Genomic DNA, 20,990 nt, shown 5'->3' on the forward strand with positions numbered 1-20,990 from the left:
GGCGTTTGCCGTCGCGCGTATTTCTCGCCGCCTCCGCCACGGGAGGATGGGGCACGGTCGTCGGTGGTTAAGACGCCCGGGTCCGTCGCCAGGTTCCGGGACGATCCCAACCACCCCTGGCCTTCACCGAGTACGTACCCATCACGACCGCTGTGACGCTCCGTCGAACAAGGCCAGTCGACCTCAATACGCCGAGACTCGAGTCAGTTTTAAGCCAACTTTGCATTTCCGCAACGGTCCCACGGACACCAGGAATCCCGGCAGGACAATGCTGGACATCCCCTCACGAGTGCGTGTACATGTGGAGACACTGCTAGCGGCGCAGAATGACATGGGGGTTTGCGATGCTATTGAGCAATACGCACCGGTCGGAAAGCCGGACGCCATGAACGCCCCTCACCTCCCGAAAGTGGCCGGAATCGATTCAACGGTTCCATCGCCCACACACACTGTCGCGCCCGCGCCTGCCGCCCCGGGTACCTCTTCGACCACTTCTCCACACGCCCCCGGGGCCGTTCTTCAGGACAGACTCGCAGGTTGGGTCTCTGATCTCACCACTCTGCACGAACTGACCGAGCGCCTGGCGCGCACCGCCGCACTGCCGGACGCGCTGCAGGAGCTGCTGCGCGCCGGAGCCGCCCTCGTGGGCGCCCGGCGCGGTCTCGTGGTCCTGGAACCGGGCGACGGACTCGGCCCCGACACCACGATCGGCCTGGGTCTCGCCCGCGCCGATCTCGGCCACATCGAGACCGTCCCGCGCAGCGCCATGTCGTACGGCAAGATCCTCGACGGTCTTCCCGGGGGCGAGGGCGAGATCGCCCAGCCCGACCTCCTCTCCGAGGACGGCCTCGACCCCCGCCACCGCGAGGTCGCCGCCCGCCTCGGCTACGCCGCGAGCTACGCGCTCCCGCTGTCCACGGAGGAGGCGGGCCGACTGGGCGCAGCCGTGTGGCTGTACGACGAGCCCGCCGAGCCCATGGAGCGCCAGCGGCACCTGGTGGGCCTGTACGCGCGCTACGCGGCCGAGCACCTGGCCCGGCTGGTGGAACTGGACCGCACGCGCGCGTGCATGGCGACCATCTCCGAGGAGCTGCTCCCCTCGCGGCTGCCCCGGGTCTCCGGCGTCCAGCTCGCCGCCCGGCACCGCACGGGACCACGCGGCGGCGGCGACTGGTACGACGCACTGCCGCTGCCCGACGCCGCGCTCGGCCTCGCGGTCGGGTCGGTCACCGGGTCGGGGCCCAGCGCGGTCGCCGCGATGGGCCGGCTGAGGGCCTCCCTGAGGGCGTACGCGGTGATGGAGGGCGAGGACCCGGTCGCCGTCCTGTCCGACCTCGAACTGCTGCTGCGGCTGACCGAGCCCGCCCGTTCCGCCACCGCCCTGTTCGCGTACTGCGAGCCCGCGCTGCGCAGGATCACGCTCGCCGGGGCCGGGCACAGCCCGCCGCTGGTGATCAGCGAGCGGCGCACGGAGTACGTGGAGACGTCCCTGTCGGCGCCCCTGGGGATGCTCGCCTGCTGGGAGGCGCCGAGCGTGGAGTTCCAGGCCGAGGCCGGAGAGACGGTTCTGCTCTACACGGACGGGCTGCTGCACCGCACCGGCGACCCCATGGACCGTGCCTTCTCGCGGCTGCACGCGGCCGCCGCGTCCGTGCCCAGGGCGCTGCGCACCGACCCGGGCGCGGTCGCCGATCACGTCCTTCGGAGTGTGCTGCCGGACGGACTCGACGTCGCCGACAGCGACGAGGACGTGGTGCTCCTGGCGGCATGCTTCGAGTGAGCGTCCGATCCCTTCGGGCGAGCCCCGCGTGACAGGTCTTCCGGCCCTGGGCGTCCTTCCGTACGACCGTACGATGGAGGGCGTCCAGAGTCGTATCGAGGAGGCAGACCGTGTCGGAGGCGCTCAACCCGGAGACCCCGGAAGCTGTGCTTGACGATGACGCCGACCAGGCGGATGAAGAGAAGCCGCTCAAGCAGCGCAAGAACGGCCTGTACCCGGGCGTGTCCGACGAGCTGGCCGAGAGCATGAAGTCCGGCTGGGCCGACACCGAGCTGCACGGCCTGGAGCCGATCCCGCAGGCCGCGTACACCGCCGCCCGCCGTGCCGCGCTCTCCGCGCGCTTCCCGGGCGAGCGCCTGGTGATCCCGGCGGGCAACCTGAAGACCCGCTCGAACGACACGGAGTACCCCTTCCGTGCCTCGGTCGAGTACGCGTACCTGACCGGCAACCTGACCGAGGACGGCGTCCTGGTCCTGGAGCCGACGTCGGGCGGCCACAAGGCCACGATCTACCTGCTGCCGCGCTCCGACCGCGAGAACGGCGAGTTCTGGCTCTCCGGCCAGGGCGAGCTGTGGGTCGGCCGCCGCCACTCCCTGGCCGAGGCCGAGCAGCTGCACGGCATCCCTGCCTCCGATGTCCGTGAGCTCGCCGACGCGCTGCGCGAGTCGACCGGCCCGGTGCGGGTCGTGCGCGGCTACGACGTCGGCGTCGAGGCGGCTCTCACCGACAAGGTGACCGCCGAGCGCGACGAGGAGCTGCGCGTCTTCCTCTCCGAGGCACGGCTGGTCAAGGACGAGTTCGAGGCCGGCGAGCTGCAGAAGGCCGTCGACTCGACGGTCCGCGGTTTCGAGGACGTGGTGAAGGTCCTCGACAAGGCGGAGGCCACGTCCGAGCGCTACATCGAGGGCACGTTCTTCCTGCGCGCGCGGGTCGAGGGCAACGACGTCGGGTACGGCTCCATCTGCGCCGCCGGGCCGCACGCGTGCACGCTGCACTGGGTGCGCAACGACGGCCCCGTGCGCTCGGGGGATCTGCTCCTGCTCGACGCGGGCGTGGAGACCCACACGCTCTACACCGCCGACGTCACGCGCACGCTGCCGATCAACGGCACGTACAGCGAGATCCAGAAGAAGATCTACGACGCCGTGTACGAGGCCCAGGAGGCCGGTATCGCGGCCGTGCAGCCGGGCGGCAAGTACCGCGACTTCCACGACGCCTCGCAGCGGGTGCTGGCCCAGAAGCTGGTCGAGTGGGGGCTCGTCGAGGGCCCCGTGGAGCGCGTTCTGGAGCTGGGGCTGCAGCGTCGCTGGACGCTGCACGGCACCGGTCACATGCTCGGCATGGACGTCCACGACTGCGCGGCCGCGCGGACGGAGACATACGTGGACGGCACGCTGGAGCCGGGCATGTGCCTGACCGTCGAGCCGGGCCTGTACTTCCAGGCGGACGACCTGACCGTGCCCGAGGAGTACCGGGGCATCGGCGTCCGCATCGAGGACGACATCCTCGTCACGGAGGATGGGAACCGGAACCTGTCCGCCGGGCTGCCTCGCCGGTCGGACGAGGTCGAGGCGTGGATGGCATCCCTCAAGGGCTGACACGACATGGGCTGACATGACATGAATGGCCGGGTACCAGTGTGGTGCCCGGCCATACGTCTGCGCGCGGTCGGTGGCTGGCCGTGCCCCGGCGGCCGGTGGTCGCTCGGGCCCCGCGGCGCAGCCGCACCATGTCACGGCCCCGCGCCCCTGAAAGAAGGGACGCGTTTCACTGAGGAGGACTTGTCTGTGGACGCGTTCTGGTCCGGCGTCGGTGTCGATCTGCACCTCGAACCCGATGCCGCCGACGGGCGCCGGGCCGGGCTCGAACGGGCGTTGCGCGATGCCGTACGGGACGGGCGGCTGGCACCCGGGACACGGTTGCCCGCGACGCGCCGGCTCGCGGCCGAGCTCGGGATCTCGCGCGGCACGGCCAAGTCGGCGTACGACCAGCTGATCGCCGAGGGATATCTGACCGCGCGGCAGGGGTCCGGCACACAGGTCGCCCCGCTGCAATCCCCGGCCGCGGACGCGCCGGAGGCGACGGCAGGCGCGCGTGCACCCCGTTTCGATCTGCGGCCCGGCAGTCCCGACGTCGGTACGTTCCCGGCGGCGGCCTGGCTGCGCGCGCTGCGCAGGGCCATCGCGAGCGCGCCCTCCCTGGCCTACGACTACGGGGACCCGCGCGGCCGGATCGAACTGCGGACGGCGTTGTCGGGGTACCTGGGGCGGGCGCGCGGGGTGATCGCGCCGCCCGAGCGGATCGTCGTGACCTCCGGGTACGTGCAGGGGCTCGCGCTCCTCACGCGCGTGCTGGACGCCGGAGTGATCGCCATGGAGGACCCCGGCCTCCCCTTCCACCGGGACGTGGTGCGGCACAACGGCGGAACCGTGGCCCCTGTGGAGGTCGATGAACGGGGCGCTTCGGTAAGGGGGTTGGACGATGCGGCGGCCGTCGTCCTCACGCCCGCGCACCAGTACCCGACCGGGGTGACCCTGCACCCGGAGCGGCGGCGGGCCCTCACCGACTGGGCACGCGCGCGTGGAGGGCTGATCGTCGAGGACGACTACGACGGGGAGTTCCGCTACGACCGGCAGCCCGTGGGCGCCCTTCAGGGGATGGCGCCCGGACATGTCGTCTACCTGGGGACGGCGTCCAAGACGCTCGGGCCCGCGCTGCGGCTCGGCTGGATGGTGCTGCCGCCGCACCTCGTGGACGCGATCGCCGACGCCAAGCTGCACACCGACCACCACACGGAGTCGATCGGCCAGCTGGCCCTCGCCGAAATGATCAACAGCCACGCCTACGACCGGCACGTACGCGCGGGCCGCCTGCGGTACCGGCGGCGACGGGACCAGTTGCTGGACCGGGTGGGGACGCGGCGCGGGGTCCGGGGCATCGCGGCGGGTCTGCACGCGCTGATCGACGTGAGCGACGAGGCCGCGGTGCTGGCGCGGGCCGCCGAGGAGGGGCTCGCGGTGGGACACCTCGGGGAACACTGGCACACGGCGGACGACGGACGGCCGCAGGGGCTCGTGGTGGGGTACGGGACGCCTCGGGAGCGGGTCTATCCGAAGGCGCTGGAGGTGCTGGGGCGGGTGCTGGAGGGGCCTGAGGGCCGGAGCTGAGCGCGCCGGGCGGTGGCTCGGGAGCCGGTTGGATTGGGCCAAGAAAGCACATGAATTTTGGGCCTATTTAGAGCCCCATTCCATCCGTAGCGTCGTAGTCATGACGAACCGAGTCGCACCCGCCGGAGCCCCCGCGAAGACGAGCCGCGTGATCCCGCCCGCGGGTCCGCAGCGCGTTCTGGCCCTGGCCCAGTTGAGCAACTCCGTCGGGGACGGTGCCTACTACGTCACGTCCGCCCTCTACTTCACCCACGTCGTCGGGCTCGCCCCCGCGCGCGTGGGGCTCGGACTCACGGTCGCGTGGGCGGTCGGTTCGCTGGTGGGCGTGCCCCTTGGGCGGCTCACCGACCGGCGCGGGCCGCGCGGCACGGCGGTACTGCTGGCGCTCGCGACGAGCGTCGCGGTGGCGTCCTTCCTCGTCGTACGCGGCTTCGTGCCGTTCGTGCTGGCGGCGTGCGTGTACGCCTCCGCGCAGTCGGGGCTCGCGGCGGCCCGGCAGGCGCTGCTGGCCGGGCTGGTGTCCCGGGAGGAGCGGACGGGGCTGCTCGCGCACCTCCAGTCGACGCTCAACGCCGGTCTCGCGGTGGGGGCGGGGCTCGGCGGACTCGCGCTGCACCTGGGCACGCGGGAGGCCTACCTCGGGGTGTTCGCGCTGGACTCGGTGAGCTTCCTGCTGTGCGCGGCGGTGCTGCTGCGGCTGCCCGTCGTGAAGGCGGTGTCCGCGCGCGTGGCCGACGAAAAGGGGCGCGGCGACGCCCTCGGAGTGCTGCGCGATCGCCCGTACGCCCTGGTGACGCTCCTCAACACCGTGCTGTTGCTGCGGATGCCGCTGCTGAGCCTGGGCATCCCGCTGTGGATCTCCGAGCGGACCGAAGCCCCGACCTGGCTGGTGTCCGCGCTGTTCGTGCTCAACACCGGTGCGGTGATGCTCTTCCAGGTACGGATGGCACGCGGGGTTCGGGGGCCGGCGTCGGCCACGCGCGCGGTGCGGCGTTCGGGGCTCGTGATGCTGGCGTCGTGCGCGGTGTTCGCGCTGTCGGCGGGGGTCTCGCCCTGGATGGCGGTGGGCGTGCTGACGGTCGGCGCGGTGCTCCAGGTCGTCGCCGAGATGCAGCAGTCGGCGGGTTCCTGGCAGCTGTCGTTCGACCTCGCCCCCGCCGACCGGGTGGGCGAGTACCAGGGCTTCTTCGGTACGGGCGTGACGGTGGCGCGGACCGCGGGGCCGCTGGTCCTGACGTCGCTGCTCGTGGGGTGGGGGACGCCCGGGTGGCTGCTCCTCGGCGGCCTGATGCTGGCGGCCTCGTACGCGATGGGTCCTGCCGTGCGGTGGGCGACGGACAGCCGGCCCGCCGCCGCACCGATGGTCAGGCGGCCAGTACCGGTGAACTGACCGTCACCGGCAGCGAGTCCACGAACAGGGCCCCCGCGAGCAGCCCGCTGCTTCCGCGGGGGCTCCACGCGCGCGCGTGGAGGTCGTCGTCGAAGGCGGCCAGCGCCGCGCGGCCCGCCTCCGTGGACGTGCTCCCCGCAGCCAGGACCCCGCGGGCGCCCGCCTGGACGTGCCGCAGGCCGTGCGGGCCCGCTGTGTAGAGCAACTCCGTGTCCTGGAGCGTCGACATCACGGTCATCAGGGCGTCGAGCCGGGCGTACGGCTCGGGGACGCCGGCCGAGCGGGCCGTGGCCAGTGCGTCCAACGCCCGCCTTACGTGCGGGAATCCGGCCCTGGCCTCGCCCCTCGCGCCGGCCGCGCCGTACTGGGCGGAGACCGACGAGCCGCGGGAGGGGCGGCGCGGCGCCCGCCGGTCGGGGTGCGCCGCGATCCGCTTGGCGGTCGCGGCCAGGTCGCGCCCGGTGGCGCGGGGTTCCAGGGCCGCCGCGGCGACCAGCAGGCCGAGCACCCACAGGGCTCCGCGGTGGCCACCGCCCGCCAGGGTCACCGAGTGCTCGGTGGAGCGCCCTATCGCGCCGAGCTCCGCCCTCAGTTCCGGTGTCGCCGAGCCGGTGCGGCGGGCGGCCGCCGCCATGGCCGCGAGGCCCGGGGCCAGCGCCTTGGCCGACCAGCGCAGCGAGCAGTGGTCCTCGCCGGTCGCGCGGGCGGCGAGGTCACGCGGGTCGGGCAGTCCGGGCTTGGGGGCCAGCGCCAGGTGCCCGGTCAGGGCGGTCACGGCGGCGTGGGCCAGCGTCTCGTCCTCACGGCTGCTCATCGAAACCTCACGGCCTCTCATCGACGTAAACGCTTACGAGGAGGATTCGGTGGAGGAGGCCGACGCGCTCGGGGCGTCGCTCGGCGCATCGCCGGGCGCGCCGCTCGGGGGCGTCCCGCCACCACCACCGCTGCCCGCGCCCGTGTTCTCGGTGTCCGGGTCGATGCCGAGGGTGATGGATCCCTTGTAGCCCTTGGAGGGGTCCTTCTTGTGGACGGGCTTCAGGGTGAGCAGGCCGCTGGAGGCGCCTCCGCCGTCGTAGACCATGTCGTCGTCGAGCTTGGTCCAGGTGCCGGTGTGCCGCGAGTACGGCTCCAGCTCGAAGATCTGCTCGGCGACGGCGTCGTCGAAGAAGAGCTGGCCGGTGAAGTTGACCTTGCCGCCCTCGTAGGTGCCGTCCTCCTTCTCGCCGCCGGTGTGCACCTTCACGTGGATGTGGCAGGTCCGCGGCGTGTACCAGCCGGGGACGATCGTCTCGAACTTGACGACCCCGTTGGCGTTGGCGACCTGGTAGCCGCGCAGGTACGTCTTGTCGTCGGCTGTCGAGCCGTCCTCGCTCTCGGCGGGCGCCGAGCCGCCGGGGTTGGCGGTCGTGTAGCCGGAGTAGTAGCCCCAGGCGTCGCAGTGCCAGATCTCCACGGCCGCGCCGGCCACCGGGGCGCACGACTCGGTGGTGTCCTGCACGGTGATGCGCAGCGTCAGCGGGACACCGCTCTTGCCCTCGGTGATGTCCTTCCGCACGAGAGCGCCGTCCAGGTAGTACGGGCCCTCCGTGACACTGGACATGAGGACACAGGTGCCGCTGCTCGAACCGGCGGACGCGCTCGCGGCGACCGTCTCCGTGGCCGTCGTCTCCGTGGCCGTGGCGGTCGTCTCGTCGGCGAAGGCGGACTGGTATCCCGCGATCGCGAGCCCGCCGGCCGCGACCGTGCCACCGGTGACCGCGATCGCGCGGCGCCGGGTGATCGTCGTGTCTTTGTGTGTTCCCGTCATGCCGGGAAAGCTAGGGACGCCGTCCGTCAGGAACATGGGGGGCGGCTGTGAGGACGCTGAGAATGCCGGGGAGGCCGAAGTCGGCGGGAAAACAACCCTCCCTAGGGGGTGGCCATCAGCGGCGTGTCCTCGCGCCACTTGAGCATCTTGTCGAAGCTGACCACCGCGCCGCCCCGGCCCGGCTTGTTGCCGATGTGGACGTGGTCGGCGAGCTCCTGGATCAGACAGAGGCCCCGGCCGTTCTCGGCGTCGCTGTGGGCGGGGCGGACCGGGGCGCGTCCCCGTCCCGAGGGGAACCCCGGTCCGGAGTCGGCCACTTCGATGCGGCACGTCTCGCCGTCCAGGTAGGCCGTGACCCGGTAGGCCTCGCCGGACTCCCCGTGGACGGACTCGCCCCCGTGCTCGACGGCGTTGGCGCAGGCCTCGCTCAGCGCGACGGAGAGGTCGTAGGAGATGTCGGGATCCACCCCTGCCGACTCCATCGTGCCGAGCAGCAGGCGCCGGGCGAGCGGCACGCTCGCCGCTTCACGCCGGAGATGGAGGGACCACCAGATGCTCATGCTCCAGCCTCCTGGCCGCGGCTCGACATACCGATACGTATTGCCGCACAGGGCCGGGTGTAAGCGTGCCGTTGACGTGATGCCGCCCATTCGGGGGATGTGCCGGCGCCATCCGCCGGTGTACGTGCGTACTACCGGTGTCAGAACGTGACCTTCCGGAACGTACGTCACCTTGTGGACCTGCCGTGTGGCGCGGGTGAGCCCAGTGCGATGATGAGCCCGCCATGACTGCCCCCCACCAGCGCGCGTGCACCGGAGGTGAACTCCGGGTCCTGAGGGCCGCGGTGTTCACCGCGGTCTGTGTCGTGCTGGCCGCGGCCGGTCATGCGATCGTCTCCTGCGCCACGGTTCCCCTGTGGTCGCTGGGCGCCGGATTCCTCGCCGTCTTCGCCGTCGCGGCGCCGCTCGCCGGGCGTGAGCGCTCCCTGCCGGGCATCGTCGTGCTGCTGGCGGTCGGCCAGGCCGTACTGCACACGCTCTTCGGGCTCGGCCAGCACGGCACGGCGGCGATGGCGTCAGCGGGTGTGGACGCCTCGCTCGTGGCCCGGGCCGCCCGGCTGGTGTGCGGGGCGTCCGTCGCGACGCTCAGCCCCGCCCAGGCGCAACGGATCCTCGCCAACGCCCGGCTGGACGCGATCGGTACGGGCGGGGCGGGCGGCACGGGCACGGCTCACGCGGCCCACGAACAGGCGGGCGCCATGGCGTCGGCCGCCGCCGGGACCCCGATGTCGGCGCTGCCGTCGCTGTCCATGTTGCTCGGCCACGTTCTCGCGGCCGCCGCCACCGGATGGCTGCTGCGCCGCGGGGACGTCGCGCTGCGGCGCCTCCTGCGCCTCTCGGCGCACGGAGTGGCCGAAGGGGCGCTCGTCTCCCTGCGCGGGGCCCTGGCGCTCGTACGCGCCCTGCTGGCGGGTCTCCCGGGCACGTCCCCCGAGGCGCCGCGCGTACCGCGGGCCACGGAGTACGTGCCACCGGCCGTACCAGCGACCGCTCTTCAGCACTCGGTCGTCCGGCGCGGTCCGCCGGCCCACAGGGTTCTCACCCTCGCCGCCTGACGCGACGCACCACTTCTGGACGTATCACTCCCGGGGGACCGTCGTGCGGCACGCGCGCGTGCCCGCTCTTTCGCACGCGCAACCCCGTTCTGCCACCGAACCAGTGCTGAAAGTGGAGTGTCCCTGCCATGAAGGCTTCCCGTATCGCCGCGACCGGTGCCGTCGCCGCCTCCGCCGTCCTAGTCCTGTCCGGCCCCGCGTTCGCGCACGTCAGCGTGCAGCCCGAGGGCACGGCCGCCAAGGGTGGCTACGCGACCGTCAACTTCAAGGTGCCGAACGAGCGCGACAAGGCCTCGACCACCAAGCTCGAAGTGAACTTCCCGGCCGACCACCCGCTCGCCTCGGTGATGCCGCAGGCCGTCGACGGCTGGACCGTCAAGGTCACCAAGTCCAAGCTCGACAAGCCGCTCGAACTGCACGGCGAGAAGATCAACGAGGCCGTCACCAAGGTCACCTGGACCGCCGACGGCAAGGGCATCCAGCCCGGCTACTTCCAGAAGTTCCCGCTCTCCATCGGCGCGCTGCCCGAGGACACCGACGAGCTGGTGTTCAAGGCGATCCAGACGTACTCCAACAAGGAGGTCGTGCGCTGGATCGAGACCTCGACGAAGGGCGCGGAGGAGCCCGAGTCGCCGGCTCCGGTGCTCGCCCTGTCCGCCGCCGAGGGCGACCACCACGGATCCGCCTCCTCCGCCTCCGACGACTCTGCGGAGGCCGACGACGCGAAGGCCGCCGCCAACACCTCGACCACCGAGGCCGCCTCCTCCGACAGCAGCGACACCACGGCCCGTGTACTGGGCGTCGTGGGCATCGTCGTCGGCGTGGCGGGCGTGGCGTTCGGCGTGCTCGCCGGTCGTCGGCGTACCACCGCGTAAGCCAAGTCCCACCCATCGAAACCTCGGACGCCCCACCGGGATCCCCGGCCGAATCCGTTTTCCGGCCGGGGGTCCGGCCCGCCGCACAGCGGCGATCGGCGGTGGCGTCCCCCCGGAGAATGCACTATGCGCAAGAAGACGTACGCCGCGGCCGCGCTGTTCGCCGCGGCCGCCCTGACCCTTTCCGCCTGCGGCAGCGGTGACGACGCCGACAACGCGGTCGCCGAGGTCTCCGAGGAGGCAGGCTCCGACAAGGCCGCGACGGTCCTCGACAAACCGTTCGAAAAGCCGGACCTCGTCCTCACCGACACCCACGGCAAGCAGTACGACCTCCGCAAGGAGACCAAGGGCAAGCCGACACTGATCTACTTCGGCTACACCAACTGCCCCGACGTCTGCCCGCTGACGATGAACAACATCGCCGTCGCCGAGAAGCAGCTCGCCCAGAACAAACAGGTGACGCAGGCCGAGAAGGACTCGCTCCGCATCGTGTTCGTCACCACCGACCCCGAGCGGGACACCTCCGCCGCGCTCGGCAAGTGGCTCAAGGGCATCGACCCCGATGTCGTCGGCCTGACCGGCTCCTTCGCCACGATCCAGGGCGGCGCCCGGACGCTCGGCATCTCCATCGAGGCGCCGAAGAAGGACAAGACCGGCAAGGTCGTCTCGATGCACGGCACCCAGGTCATCGCCTTCTCCCCGAAGACCGACGGCGGTTACGTGCTGTACGGCGAGGACGCCACCGTCGACGACTACACCAAGGACCTCCCCAAGCTGATCAAGGGCGAGAAGCCGTGACGCGTCGTACGGCGGCCAGGAGGGTGTCCACGTCCACGGGGGCCTCGGCGGCTGCCCTCGTCGTGGCCGCCGCCCTGGCCCTGGCGGGCTGCGGCGACTCGGACTCGGACTCCTCGGAACCCGAACTGTCCGTCGCCGCGATCTACATGCCGCAGCCGGTCTCGGACTCCATGGCGGCCGGTTTCCTGATCGTCGCCAACGCCGGCGGAGCCGACGACAGGCTGTCCTCCGTCACCAGCGACGTCGCCGGCGAGGTCACCCTCCACACGACGTCCGGGCAGTCGATGACCGAGGTCAAGAACCTCGACGTCCCCGGTCACGGGAAGCTCGTCCTGGAGAGCGGCGGCAACCACCTCATGTTCGAGAAGCTGAAGCGCAAGCCGAAGGAGGGCGACAAGGTGTCCCTGGAGCTGCACTTCACCAAGTCCGGGCCGATGAAGGTCGAGATGCCGGTGAAGTCCCCCACCTACCGGCCCACGGCGACCACCAAATCGTCCATGCAGTCGTCCTCGACGTCTCACCACTGAGGGAGGGACCAACCGTGAGCCAGACCATCGCTCCCCGAGTCCGGACGCTGCTGTTGCTGCTCCTCGCCGTCACCGGCGCGCTCCTCGCCGGGTCCGCGCCCGTCTCCGCGCACGCCGCCCTGACGGCGAGCGACCCCCAGCAGGGATCGGTGGTCAAGGAGGCGCCGGCCCAGGTGTCGCTCACCTTCTCCGAGGGTGTCGCGATGTCCGACGGATCGGTGCGCGTGCTCGACCCCAAGGGCAAGCGCGTCGACACCGGGAAGACCAGCGAGCAGGGCACGAACACGTACTCCGTGAAGCTGCACTCGGGCCTGCCGGACGGCACGTTCACCGTCACCTACCAGGTGGTGTCGGCGGACAGCCACCCCGTCTCCGGCGCCTTCACCTTCTCCATCGGGGCCCCCTCGACGACCTCCGTCTCCGTGTCCGACCAGGAGGCCGGCGGCGGAGTGGTGGGCGGGCTCTACGGCTTCGCGCGCTATCTCTCGTACGCGGGCTTCATCCTCCTCGTCGGCGGCGCGGCCTTCGTGCTGGCCTGCTGGCAGCGGGGCACCGGGGAGCGGTCGGTGCAGCGGCTGGTCGTCTCCGGGTGGCTCGCGCTGACCGGGGCCACGCTCGCCATGCTGCTGCTGCGCGGCTCGTACACCGGCTCCGGGAAGGTCGGGGACATCTTCGACCTGAGCCTGCTCAGCGATGTGCTGCAGACCAAGACGGGCGCGGCGCTGGTCTCGCGCCTGCTGCTGCTCGCGGCGGGCGCCCTGTTCATCGCCGTGCTCTTCGGAGCGTACGAAAAGCGCGAGGACGACGAGGAGAAGGGCGATCTGACCTTCGGGCTCGCCATCGGCGGGTTCGTCGTGGCGGCGGGTCTGGCCGCGACCTGGGCCATGGCCGAGCACGCCTCGACCGGTATCCAGACCGGGATCTCGATGCCCGTCGACGTGCTGCACCTGCTTGCCGCCGCCGTCTGGCTGGGCGGCCTGTCGACGCTGCTCGTGGCGCTCTACCGCGCGCCGTCCATCGAGCCGGCCGTAGTACGCCGCTTCTCCCGCATCGCGTTCGGCAGCGTGGCCGTGCTGGCCGCGACGGGCATCTACCAGTCGTGGCGGCAGCTCGGCTCCTGGTCCGCGTTCACCGGGACCTCGTACGGGCAGCTGCTGCTCGTCAAGATCGGCCTGGTGGTCGTCCTCGTCGGCATCGCGTGGATATCGCGGCGCTGGACGGCGCAGCTGTCGCAGGCACCGGCCGCGAAGGCTGTGAAGAGCTCGGCGGCCACGCCGGCGAAGGCCACCGCGAAGACGCCTGCCAAGGTCTCGGCCAAGACTTCGGCAAAGGCTGCAGCGAAGACATCGGCGAAGACCTCCGCCCCGACCTCGGAGCGGTCGGAGGACGAGAACCGCGAGACCGAGGACGAGAAGGAGTCGGCCGCCACGCCCGCGGGCAGCGGCGACGGCAAGCGGGCCACCCAACTGGCCCGGCAGCGGGCAGCGGTGGCCACCGCGCGCGAGAAGCGCCGGCGTGACGCCGATCCGCTCCGCTCGGGTCTGCGCCGCTCGGTGCTCGCCGAGGCGGGCGTCGCGGTGGTCCTGCTGGCCGTCACCACCGTGCTGACGTCCACCGAACCCGGACGCACGGTGGAGGAGGCCGAGGCCGCCACCGCCGCCAGCTCGCAGGAGGCCACCGGAGCACTGGCCGTGGACATCCCGTTCGACACCGGAGGCAAGGACGGCAAGGGCCTCGCGCGCGTCGAGATCGACCCGGCCCGCGTCGGCGGCAACGACATGCACGTCTACGTACAGCGGCCGAACGGCAAGGCCTTCGACATCCCCGAGGTCAAGGTCTCCTTCACCCTGAAGGCGAAGGACATCGGGCCGCTGCCCGTGGTCCCCGACCGGATCGCCACCGGACACTGGACGGCGACCGGGGTACAGATCCCGATGGCGGGCAACTGGGCGATCGCGGTGACGGTGCGGACCTCCGACATCGACCAGGTGACCGTGGACAAGAACGCGCAGATCGGCTGAACGACACCATGGCTGAACAGTCCACTCCGGAGACGTCCTCCCCGGGTGCCCCCGCCGAAGGGGCACCCGGTCAGGGAGGCGTCCCCCAGAAGGCCACTGCCCCGAAGGCCGCTCCCAAGGGGGCCTCTTCCGAAAATGCCCCTCCTAGGGAGGCCGATTCCCAAAAGGCCCCCTCCAAGGGCGTCATTTCGCGGCGCCGCCTGCTCGGTACCGCCGGTGCCACCGGCCTCGCGCTCGGCGCCGCGGGCGGGGCCGCCGGATACGCCGCCGCGCCCTCCGCCGACCAGACCGCGCTCCTCAACTCGCTCGGCGCGGACGAGGTGATGTTTCACGGGAAACATCAGCCCGGCATCACGACCGCCCTGCAGGCCCGCGGCCACCTCGTCGCGTTCGATCTCGCGGCGGGCGCGGGCCGCAAGGAGGCGGCCGCCCTGCTGCGGCGCTGGTCGACGACGACCCAGCGGCTGATGGCGGGCGAAGCGTCCGCGAGCGCCGACACGGACGTGGCGCGCGACGCCGGACCCTCGTCCCTCACGGTCACCTTCGGCTTCGGCCACAGCTTCTTCGCCCGTACGGGACTGGAGAAGCAGCGGCCGATCGCCCTCGACCCGCTGCCCGACTTCTCCTCGGACCACCTGGACAAGGCGCGCAGCAACGGCGACCTGTGGGTGCAGATCGGCTCGAACGACGCCCTCGTCGCCTTCCATGCCCTGCGCGCGATCCAGAAGGACGCGGGACAGGCGGCGAAGGTGCGCTGGCAGATGAACGGCTTCAACCGCTCGCCGGGAGCCACCTCCCAGCCCATGACGGCCCGCAACCTGATGGGGCAGATCGACGGCACACGCAATCCCAAGCCGTCGGAGTCCGACTTCGACCGGCGGATCTTCGTGCCCGACGCGGGCGACCCGTCGTGGATGGCAGGCGGCTCGTACGCTGTCGTACGCCGTATCCGCATGCTCCTCGACGACTGGGAGCAGCTCTCGGTCAAGGCGCAGGAGGACGTGATCGGGCGGCGGAAGACCACCGGGGCGCCGCTCTCCGGCGGCACCGAGACGTCCGAGATGGACCTGGAGAAGACCGACGCCGCTGGCGGGCTCGTCGTCCCCATCAACGCCCATTCCCGTATCACCCGGCCCGACGAGAACGGCGGTGCCGCGATGCTGCGCAGGCCGTTCTCCTTCCACGACGGCATCGACGCGGACGGGGTCCCGGACGCGGGCCTGCTCTTCGTCTGCTGGCAGGCCGACCCGCTGCGCGGCTTCGTACCGGTGCAGCGCAAGCTCGACCGCGGTGACGCGCTGTCCACGTTCATCCGGCACGAGTCGAGCGGCCTGTTCGCGGTGCCGGGCGGGGCGGCGGAAGGGGAGTACGTGGGGCAGAAGTTGCTGGAGGGGTGAGATCAGCTCGCTGAGGCGGCTGGGACGGCTGAGGTGGCAGAGGCCGGAAGCGGGGGCCCTGCCGCGCAAGGCCCATTAGGGTGAGGCCATGCCAGCCAGCTACGCGTATCTCGGCCCCGAGGGCACCTTCACCGAAGTCGCCCTGCGGACTCTTCCGGAGTCGGCCACCCGGCAGCTCATCCCGATGGTGTCCGTGCCCGCCGCGCTCGACGCGGTCCGGGCCGGCGAGGCCGAGGCCGCGTTCGTACCGATCGAGAACTCCGTCGAGGGCGGCATCACCACCACCGTCGACGAACTGGCCGTCGGCGAACCGCTGATGATCTACCGCGAGGTCCTTCTCTCGATCACCTTCGCGCTGCTGGTCCGCCCGGGCACGAAGCTCTCGGAGATCAAGACGGTCAGCGCACATCCGGCCGCGCAGCCGCAGGTCCGCAACTGGATGAAGAACAACCTCCCGGACGTCATCTGGGAGTCGGCGGCCTCCAACGCGGACGGCGCCCGCCTGGTGCAGGAGGGGCGCTACGACGCGGCCTTCGCGGGCGAGTTCGCGGCGGAACGGTACGGCCTCAAGGCCCTGGAGACCGGGATCCACGACGCGGAGAACGCGCAGACCCGGTTCGTCCTGGTGGGCAGGCCCGCCCGGCCCGCGGCGCCGACCGGCGCGGACAAGACCTCCGTGGTCATCTGGCAGCGCGACGACCACCCGGGTGCGCTGCTCGAACTCCTCCAGGAGTTCGCCGTCCGCGGGGTCAACCTGATGCTGCTGCAGTCCCGGCCGACCGGCGAGGGCATCGGCAACTACTGCTTCGCCATCGACGCCGAGGGACACATCGCGGACCGCCGCGTCGGCGAGGCGCTGATGGGCCTCAAGCGGATCTGTCCGCAGGTACGGTTCCTCGGTTCCTATCCGCAGGCCGACGTCGACCCCAAGGACGTACGTGCGCCGCGGGCCGGTACGTCCGACACCGAGTTCGCGGCGGCCTCGGACTGGCTGGCGCGCTGCCAGGACGGCCGGTTCTAGGCGGGCTGTGCCCAGCGGGTTACCGGGCGGAGCTTGCTCTGCTCGGCTTACTGAACGGGCTTTGCCGAGCAGGCCTTGCTGAGCGGGCTCGCCGAGCAGGGCTTGCTGGGCGAGCTTTGCCAAGCGCGACTTTCTGGGCGGAGTTCGCTGAACGGGGTTCGCTGGCCGCGGCTTTCTGGCCGCGGCTTGCTGAGCGGGCTTCTCTCACGGCCGCCGAGCGGACACCCGTTGGCAACCCGGCAGCCACTGGCCGTCTTCCGTGCGGTTTCCCGGGCGGAGCCGTCGGCTCCGCCCGCCCGTTTCGGCCAGTCCTACCTGCAGATTGTCTCTGTCCACAGAAGTTATCCACAGGCACGCTTCTCGACCTGGGGACAAGTCGACAACGAAGCGCGACTCAGTCGACAAATCGGCCTACAGCCCACAAGTCCGTCCACAGCCCCATCGGTCACCCTTCGTCCACCCGTTTCTGTTGACCAATCCCATAGAGCGAACCATTTCCACTCGAAAGTGCGTGTAGGGAGGGTTTGGTCCGGGAATTCTTGGCTCTGCACACAGCTTTGGGAACGATCACTTCCGATGTCCACAGATCTTTCGCACAGCCTGTGGATAACTTTTCCGGGGTGTGGATTTCTGTGGACAACCCAGCTCTCAAGTCCCGCTCCCCACAAGGGAATCGAGTCAACCGACCGAATCCCACCTGCCCCGTTCCAGGGATCGACTCCCCTTTCATTGACGTCTATTGAAGCGCCTCACCAATTCCCGCAAAACGTGACAGAAGCGACAGAACGGAATACCGGGTCGTGAGTCGGAACCCCGCACCGGTAGCCTTGTGGGGTGATTGACCTTCGCCTGCTTCGTGAGGACCCCGACCGTGTTCGCGCCTCCCAGCGCGCCCGTGGAGAGGACGTCGCCCTTGTCGACGCCCTCCTCTCCGCCGACGAGCGGCGCAGGTCGTCCGGCGTCCGCTTCGACGAGCTGCGTTCCGAGCAGAAGAGCATCGGCAAGCTCATCTCCAAGGCCTCCGCCGACGAGAAGGCCGAGCTGCTCAAGAAGACGGGCCGGCTCGCCGCCGACGTCAAAGCGGCCGACGCCGAGCAGCACGAGGCGGACGAGGAGACCAAGCGCCTCCTCCTCCAGCTCGGCAACCTCGTGCACCCCGACGTCCCGGTCGGCGGCGAGGAGGACTTCGTCGTCCTGGAGACGCACGGGACCATCCGCGACTTCGGCGCCGAGGGCTTCGAGCCCAAGGACCACCTGGAGCTCGGCGAGGCACTGGGGGCCATCGACGTCGAGCGCGGCGCCAAGGTGTCCGGCTCGCGCTTCTACTACCTGACGGGTGTCGGCGCGCTGCTCGAGCTCGCCCTCGTCAACGCGGCGATCGCGCAGGCCACCGAGGCCGGCTTCATCCCCATGCTGACCCCGGCGCTGGTCCGCCCGCGGGCCATGGAGGGCACCGGCTTCCTCGGCCAGGCCGCGGAGAACGTGTACCACCTGGAGAAGGACGACTACTACCTGGTCGGCACCTCCGAGGTCCCGCTCGCGGCGTACCACATGGACGAGATCCTCGACGCCGACAAGCTGCCCCTGCGCTACGCGGGCTTCTCGCCGTGCTTCCGACGCGAGGCCGGCACGTACGGCAAGGACACGCGGGGCATCTTCCGCGTGCACCAGTTCGACAAGGTAGAGATGTTCTCGTACGTCAACCCCGAGGACGCCGAGAACGAGCACCAGCGGCTCCTGGAGTGGGAGAAGCAGTGGCTCACCGGGCTTGAGCTGCCCTTCCAGGTCATCGACGTGGCGTCGGGCGACCTGGGCTCGTCCGCCTCGCGCAAGTTCGACTGCGAGGCGTGGATCCCGACCCAGGGCAAGTACCGCGAGCTGACGTCGGCCTCGAACTGCGACGGTTTCCAGGCCCGCCGTCTGTCGGTGCGTATGCGTGACGGCAAGAAGGTGCAGCCGCTCGCGACGCTGAACGGCACGCTGTGCGCCGTACCGCGCACGATCGTGGCGATCCTGGAGAACCACCAGCTGGCCGACGGTTCCGTACGGGTGCCCGAGGTGCTGCGTCCGTATCTGGGCGGCCGTGAGGTGCTGGAGCCGATCTCCAAGTGACCGGCGCCACTGGGTCTACGGCCTCGACCGGCTCGACCTCTTCGACCGAGGAGGCCGGGGCGTTCCCCTACAAGCTCGTCGCGACCGATCTCGACGGAACGTTGCTGCGTTCCGACGACACGGTCTCGGAGCGCACGCGTGAGGCGCTCGCCGCGACCACCGTGGCGGGCGCCGCACACCTCGTCGTCACCGGCCGCGCGGTGCCCTGGACACGCCACATCCTCGACGAACTCGGATACGAGGGACTCGCGGTGTGCGGTCAGGGCGCGCAGCTGTACGACGCCGGGGCGCACCGCCTGCTCACATCGGTGACCCTCGACCGGCAGGTGGCCGGCCTCGCGCTCGCCAAGATCGAGGCGGAGGTCGGCCCGCTGGCCGTCGCCGCAAGCCGCGACGGCATCGACGGGGATGTCCTGATCGGCCCCGGCTACCGGGTGCTGGGCAAGCTGGAGGCCGTCCCGTTCACCGATGTCGCGGAGCTCTGGGCCGCGCCCCTGACCAAGATGTACATCCAGCATCCCGAGCTCACCGACGACGAGCTGGCGGCCGCGGCACGAGCGGCGGCCGGCGGTCTGGTGAGCGTCGTGATGGCGGGCGAGGGCATCGTCGAGATCCTCCCCCTGGGCCTGTCCAAGGCCACGGGCCTCTCCCTGGCGGCCCGCCGCCTGGGCGTGAAGGCCGCCGACACGATCGCCTTCGGCGACATGCCGAACGACATCCCGATGTTCACGTGGTCGGCCCATGGCGTGGCAATGGCCAACGCCCATGAGGAGCTCAAGGCCGTGGCGGACGAGATGACGTCGTCGAACGATGAGGACGGCATCGCGGTGGTGCTGGAGAGGTTGCTGGGCTAGCGCCACCGCCCACCCACCGGCGCTGCCGAAGAAGCTGCCGGAGAAGTCGACGGCAGCACGCGATCAGCCCCAAAAGAAATAGAAGGGGGGGCGGGCGGCGGGGAATCTCGCCGCGAAGCGGCGTCTCGAACTCCGCCGAGTCACAGCGACAGCGTCTCGCGGAGGATGCGTGGATCGAACACGCGCGGGGGGTCAACCCCGACCACGGCTTAGCAAGCCGGTGCCTTACCGCTCGGCCAATCCTCCGGGTGGGCGGCCCGCGCCAATGTGCGCGCTCGAAGCGGCCGCCCCGGGCAGCTCCCCGTGTGGGACGGACTCGACGGAGGGGTAACTACTCCGGAGCCCGTCGGCTGCCCTGCTGGGAGCTCGACGAACTGCTACTGACGGGCATCGTCGTGCTCCTCTCCCAGATCGTGGCACCGGAGGAACCCGGCGACTTGGACATAACCACTGTGCCCGTACGCCGAGTTGGACGCCACCGAATAAATCACCGGCCGAGCATGCCGTTCGGCGAACGGCAGCCGGGGGCGACCGGGAGGCGGGCTACCGGCGACGCCACCTGCGGCGCCGTGCCTTGCTGAAGAACCAGCCCGCGGGCGGCTCGTCGGAACGCCACGGCTGCGGGTCGGGTCCGCCGTCGCGCCAGCGGGCCGCGAGCATCCGGGCGCGCGCGGACGGCTCCGCCGTGTCGGCGGACCGTATGAAGTCGTCGTCCAGGACCAGCTCGTCCCAGACGTCCTCGGACGCCCCCGGGCCCTGGCCGTCGCCCGGGCCCTGTCCTTCGCTCCGCGGTGCCTGCGCTGCCATCCCCGTTCCTCCTCGCTGTGCATCCCCTTGAGCAAGTGTGCCGTTCTGCGTGTAAAGCCGATCTCAAGATCAAAAGAGGCTCCACGGAGCGGTTACTCCTCGCCGGCCAGCGTCAGCGTCCGCAGCTTCTGTCCGGCGAACCAGGTGGCGGCGACGGTCACCACGACCAGCAGCACCGTCCCCGTGGTCAGCCCCACGTCCGACGTGACGAGGTCGCCGCCGGACACCTTCTGGGCCACGGCGAGGGACCACTGCTGGACGCTCAGCGTGCGTGCCCCGGAGACCAGCGACCCGAAGAGGGTCTCCCACACGAGGGCGTAGACGAGTCCGAAGACGACCGCGTGCCGCGTGATGGTGCCCAGGAGCAGGAACATCGCGGCGTACGCGATGGAGGCGACCAGCGCGGCGACCGTGTAGGCGACGGCGATCTGCTGGCCGTTGCCGTTGAGGATCATTCCCGCGAGGAACGTCGGGATTGCCGAGAACGCCATGGTGACGGCGATGGCGACGATCAACTTGGTGAAGATGATCGTGGGGCGTTTGACCGGCTTGGCGAGCAGGTAGACGACCGATCCGTCGTCGATCTCGGGGCCGATCGCGCCGGTGCCCGCGATGACGCCGATGATGGGCACCATCGTGGCGAGCGCGAACCCGCCGAGGACGTCCGAGGCCACCTGGTCGTCGGTGCCCGTGAAGGCGCGTACGGCCACGGAGATGACGATCAGCAGGGCGGGCAGGGCGCCCAGGATGAGGGCCCGGCGGCGGCCGAGCAGGCCGCGGTAGGTGAGCCGGGCGACTGTGGGGTCGTACATCTTGGCC

Annotated in this window: 18 protein-coding genes and 1 tRNA gene; 13 read left to right on the forward strand and 6 right to left on the reverse strand. The window is 70.9% G+C overall.

Features of this window, described 5'->3' with window-relative positions:
• The first annotated feature begins 268 nt into the window (after positions 1–268).
• The 4 genes from QF035_RS25960 (at position 269) to QF035_RS25975 (ending at position 6,337) form a co-directional block, all read left to right on the forward strand.
• A complete protein-coding gene (locus QF035_RS25960) occupies positions 269–1,780 on the forward strand; it encodes a PP2C family protein-serine/threonine phosphatase (protein ID WP_307523000.1) in 1,512 nt (503 codons plus the stop codon).
• A gap of 110 nt (positions 1,781–1,890) precedes the next feature.
• Entirely contained in the window at positions 1,891–3,378 is a 1,488-nt protein-coding gene (locus QF035_RS25965) for an aminopeptidase P family protein (protein WP_373466719.1), read from the forward strand.
• A 189-nt stretch (positions 3,379–3,567) separates the two neighbouring features.
• On the forward strand, positions 3,568–4,947 hold the full coding sequence (gene pdxR, locus QF035_RS25970; protein WP_307523001.1) for a MocR-like pyridoxine biosynthesis transcription factor PdxR: 1,380 nt from the start codon (positions 3,568–3,570) through the stop codon (positions 4,945–4,947).
• Between the two features lie 100 nt (positions 4,948–5,047).
• The gene (locus QF035_RS25975; protein ID WP_307523002.1) at positions 5,048–6,337 is read left to right on the forward strand and encodes an MFS transporter; all 1,290 of its coding nucleotides are present in this window, start codon (positions 5,048–5,050) and stop codon (positions 6,335–6,337) included.
• Here the strand turns inward: QF035_RS25975 and QF035_RS25980 are convergent.
• From QF035_RS25980 to QF035_RS25990, 3 genes are all read right to left on the reverse strand, one after another.
• Positions 6,312–7,151: a triphosphoribosyl-dephospho-CoA synthase gene (locus QF035_RS25980; protein WP_307523004.1), complete on the reverse strand. Its 840-nt coding sequence runs from the start codon at positions 7,149–7,151 to the stop codon at positions 6,312–6,314. The genes QF035_RS25975 and QF035_RS25980 overlap by 26 nt on opposite strands.
• Before the next feature lie 33 nt (positions 7,152–7,184).
• Positions 7,185–8,144 (reverse strand): intradiol ring-cleavage dioxygenase, encoded by a 960-nt coding sequence (locus QF035_RS25985; protein WP_307523005.1) that lies wholly within the window; start codon positions 8,142–8,144, stop codon positions 7,185–7,187.
• A 101-nt stretch (positions 8,145–8,245) separates the two neighbouring features.
• Complete coding sequence (locus QF035_RS25990) at positions 8,246–8,704, reverse strand: ATP-binding protein (protein ID WP_307523007.1); 459 nt, start codon at positions 8,702–8,704, stop codon at positions 8,246–8,248.
• Positions 8,705–8,928: 224 nt separating this feature from the next.
• Here QF035_RS25990 and QF035_RS25995 point away from each other — a divergent pair, with 224 nt between their 5' ends.
• The 9 genes from QF035_RS25995 to QF035_RS26035 all read left to right on the forward strand — a co-directional run bounded on the left by QF035_RS25995 (position 8,929) and on the right by QF035_RS26035 (position 19,364).
• Positions 8,929–9,759: a hypothetical protein gene (locus tag QF035_RS25995; RefSeq protein WP_307523009.1), complete on the forward strand. Its 831-nt coding sequence runs from the start codon at positions 8,929–8,931 to the stop codon at positions 9,757–9,759.
• Between the two features lie 128 nt (positions 9,760–9,887).
• Positions 9,888–10,634, forward strand: a complete 747-nt coding sequence (locus tag QF035_RS26000) for a YcnI family copper-binding membrane protein (protein ID WP_307523010.1) — start codon at positions 9,888–9,890, stop codon at positions 10,632–10,634.
• A gap of 126 nt (positions 10,635–10,760) precedes the next feature.
• Positions 10,761–11,432 carry an SCO family protein gene (locus QF035_RS26005; protein ID WP_189841584.1) on the forward strand — a complete coding sequence of 224 codons (672 nt, stop codon included), beginning with the start codon at positions 10,761–10,763 and terminating at the stop codon, positions 11,430–11,432.
• A 23-nt stretch (positions 11,433–11,455) separates the two neighbouring features.
• Positions 11,456–11,959 carry a copper chaperone PCu(A)C gene (locus tag QF035_RS26010; protein WP_307523011.1) on the forward strand — a complete coding sequence of 168 codons (504 nt, stop codon included), beginning with the start codon at positions 11,456–11,458 and terminating at the stop codon, positions 11,957–11,959.
• A gap of 14 nt (positions 11,960–11,973) precedes the next feature.
• Positions 11,974–13,980, forward strand: coding sequence for a copper resistance CopC/CopD family protein (locus QF035_RS26015; protein WP_307523012.1), 2,007 nt, complete (start codon positions 11,974–11,976; stop codon positions 13,978–13,980).
• Between the two features lie 8 nt (positions 13,981–13,988).
• A complete protein-coding gene (gene efeB, locus QF035_RS26020) occupies positions 13,989–15,377 on the forward strand; it encodes an iron uptake transporter deferrochelatase/peroxidase subunit (protein ID WP_307523013.1) in 1,389 nt (462 codons plus the stop codon).
• A gap of 88 nt (positions 15,378–15,465) precedes the next feature.
• Complete coding sequence (gene pheA, locus QF035_RS26025; RefSeq protein WP_307523015.1) at positions 15,466–16,398, forward strand: prephenate dehydratase; 933 nt, start codon at positions 15,466–15,468, stop codon at positions 16,396–16,398.
• A gap of 834 nt (positions 16,399–17,232) precedes the next feature.
• Positions 17,233–18,510 carry a serine--tRNA ligase gene (gene serS / locus QF035_RS26030; RefSeq protein WP_307523016.1) on the forward strand — a complete coding sequence of 426 codons (1,278 nt, stop codon included), beginning with the start codon at positions 17,233–17,235 and terminating at the stop codon, positions 18,508–18,510.
• Positions 18,507–19,364: an HAD family hydrolase gene (locus QF035_RS26035; protein ID WP_307523017.1), complete on the forward strand. Its 858-nt coding sequence runs from the start codon at positions 18,507–18,509 to the stop codon at positions 19,362–19,364. The genes serS and QF035_RS26035 overlap by 4 nt, the downstream gene beginning before the upstream one ends.
• Before the next feature lie 159 nt (positions 19,365–19,523).
• Here the strand turns inward: QF035_RS26035 and QF035_RS26040 are convergent.
• The 3 genes from QF035_RS26040 to QF035_RS26050 all read right to left on the reverse strand — a co-directional run bounded on the left by QF035_RS26040 (position 19,524) and on the right by QF035_RS26050 (position 20,983).
• Positions 19,524–19,610 (reverse strand) — tRNA-Ser (locus QF035_RS26040).
• Between the two features lie 297 nt (positions 19,611–19,907).
• Entirely contained in the window at positions 19,908–20,171 is a 264-nt protein-coding gene (locus QF035_RS26045) for an SGM_3592 family protein (protein ID WP_307523018.1), read from the reverse strand.
• A gap of 92 nt (positions 20,172–20,263) precedes the next feature.
• Complete coding sequence (locus tag QF035_RS26050; protein ID WP_307523019.1) at positions 20,264–20,983, reverse strand: ABC transporter permease; 720 nt, start codon at positions 20,981–20,983, stop codon at positions 20,264–20,266.
• Positions 20,984–20,990 lie beyond the last annotated feature (7 nt).

Origin of the sequence: Streptomyces umbrinus, from assembly GCF_030817415.1 — a bacterium.
Taxonomy (GTDB): Bacteria; Actinomycetota; Actinomycetes; order Streptomycetales; family Streptomycetaceae; genus Streptomyces; species Streptomyces umbrinus_A.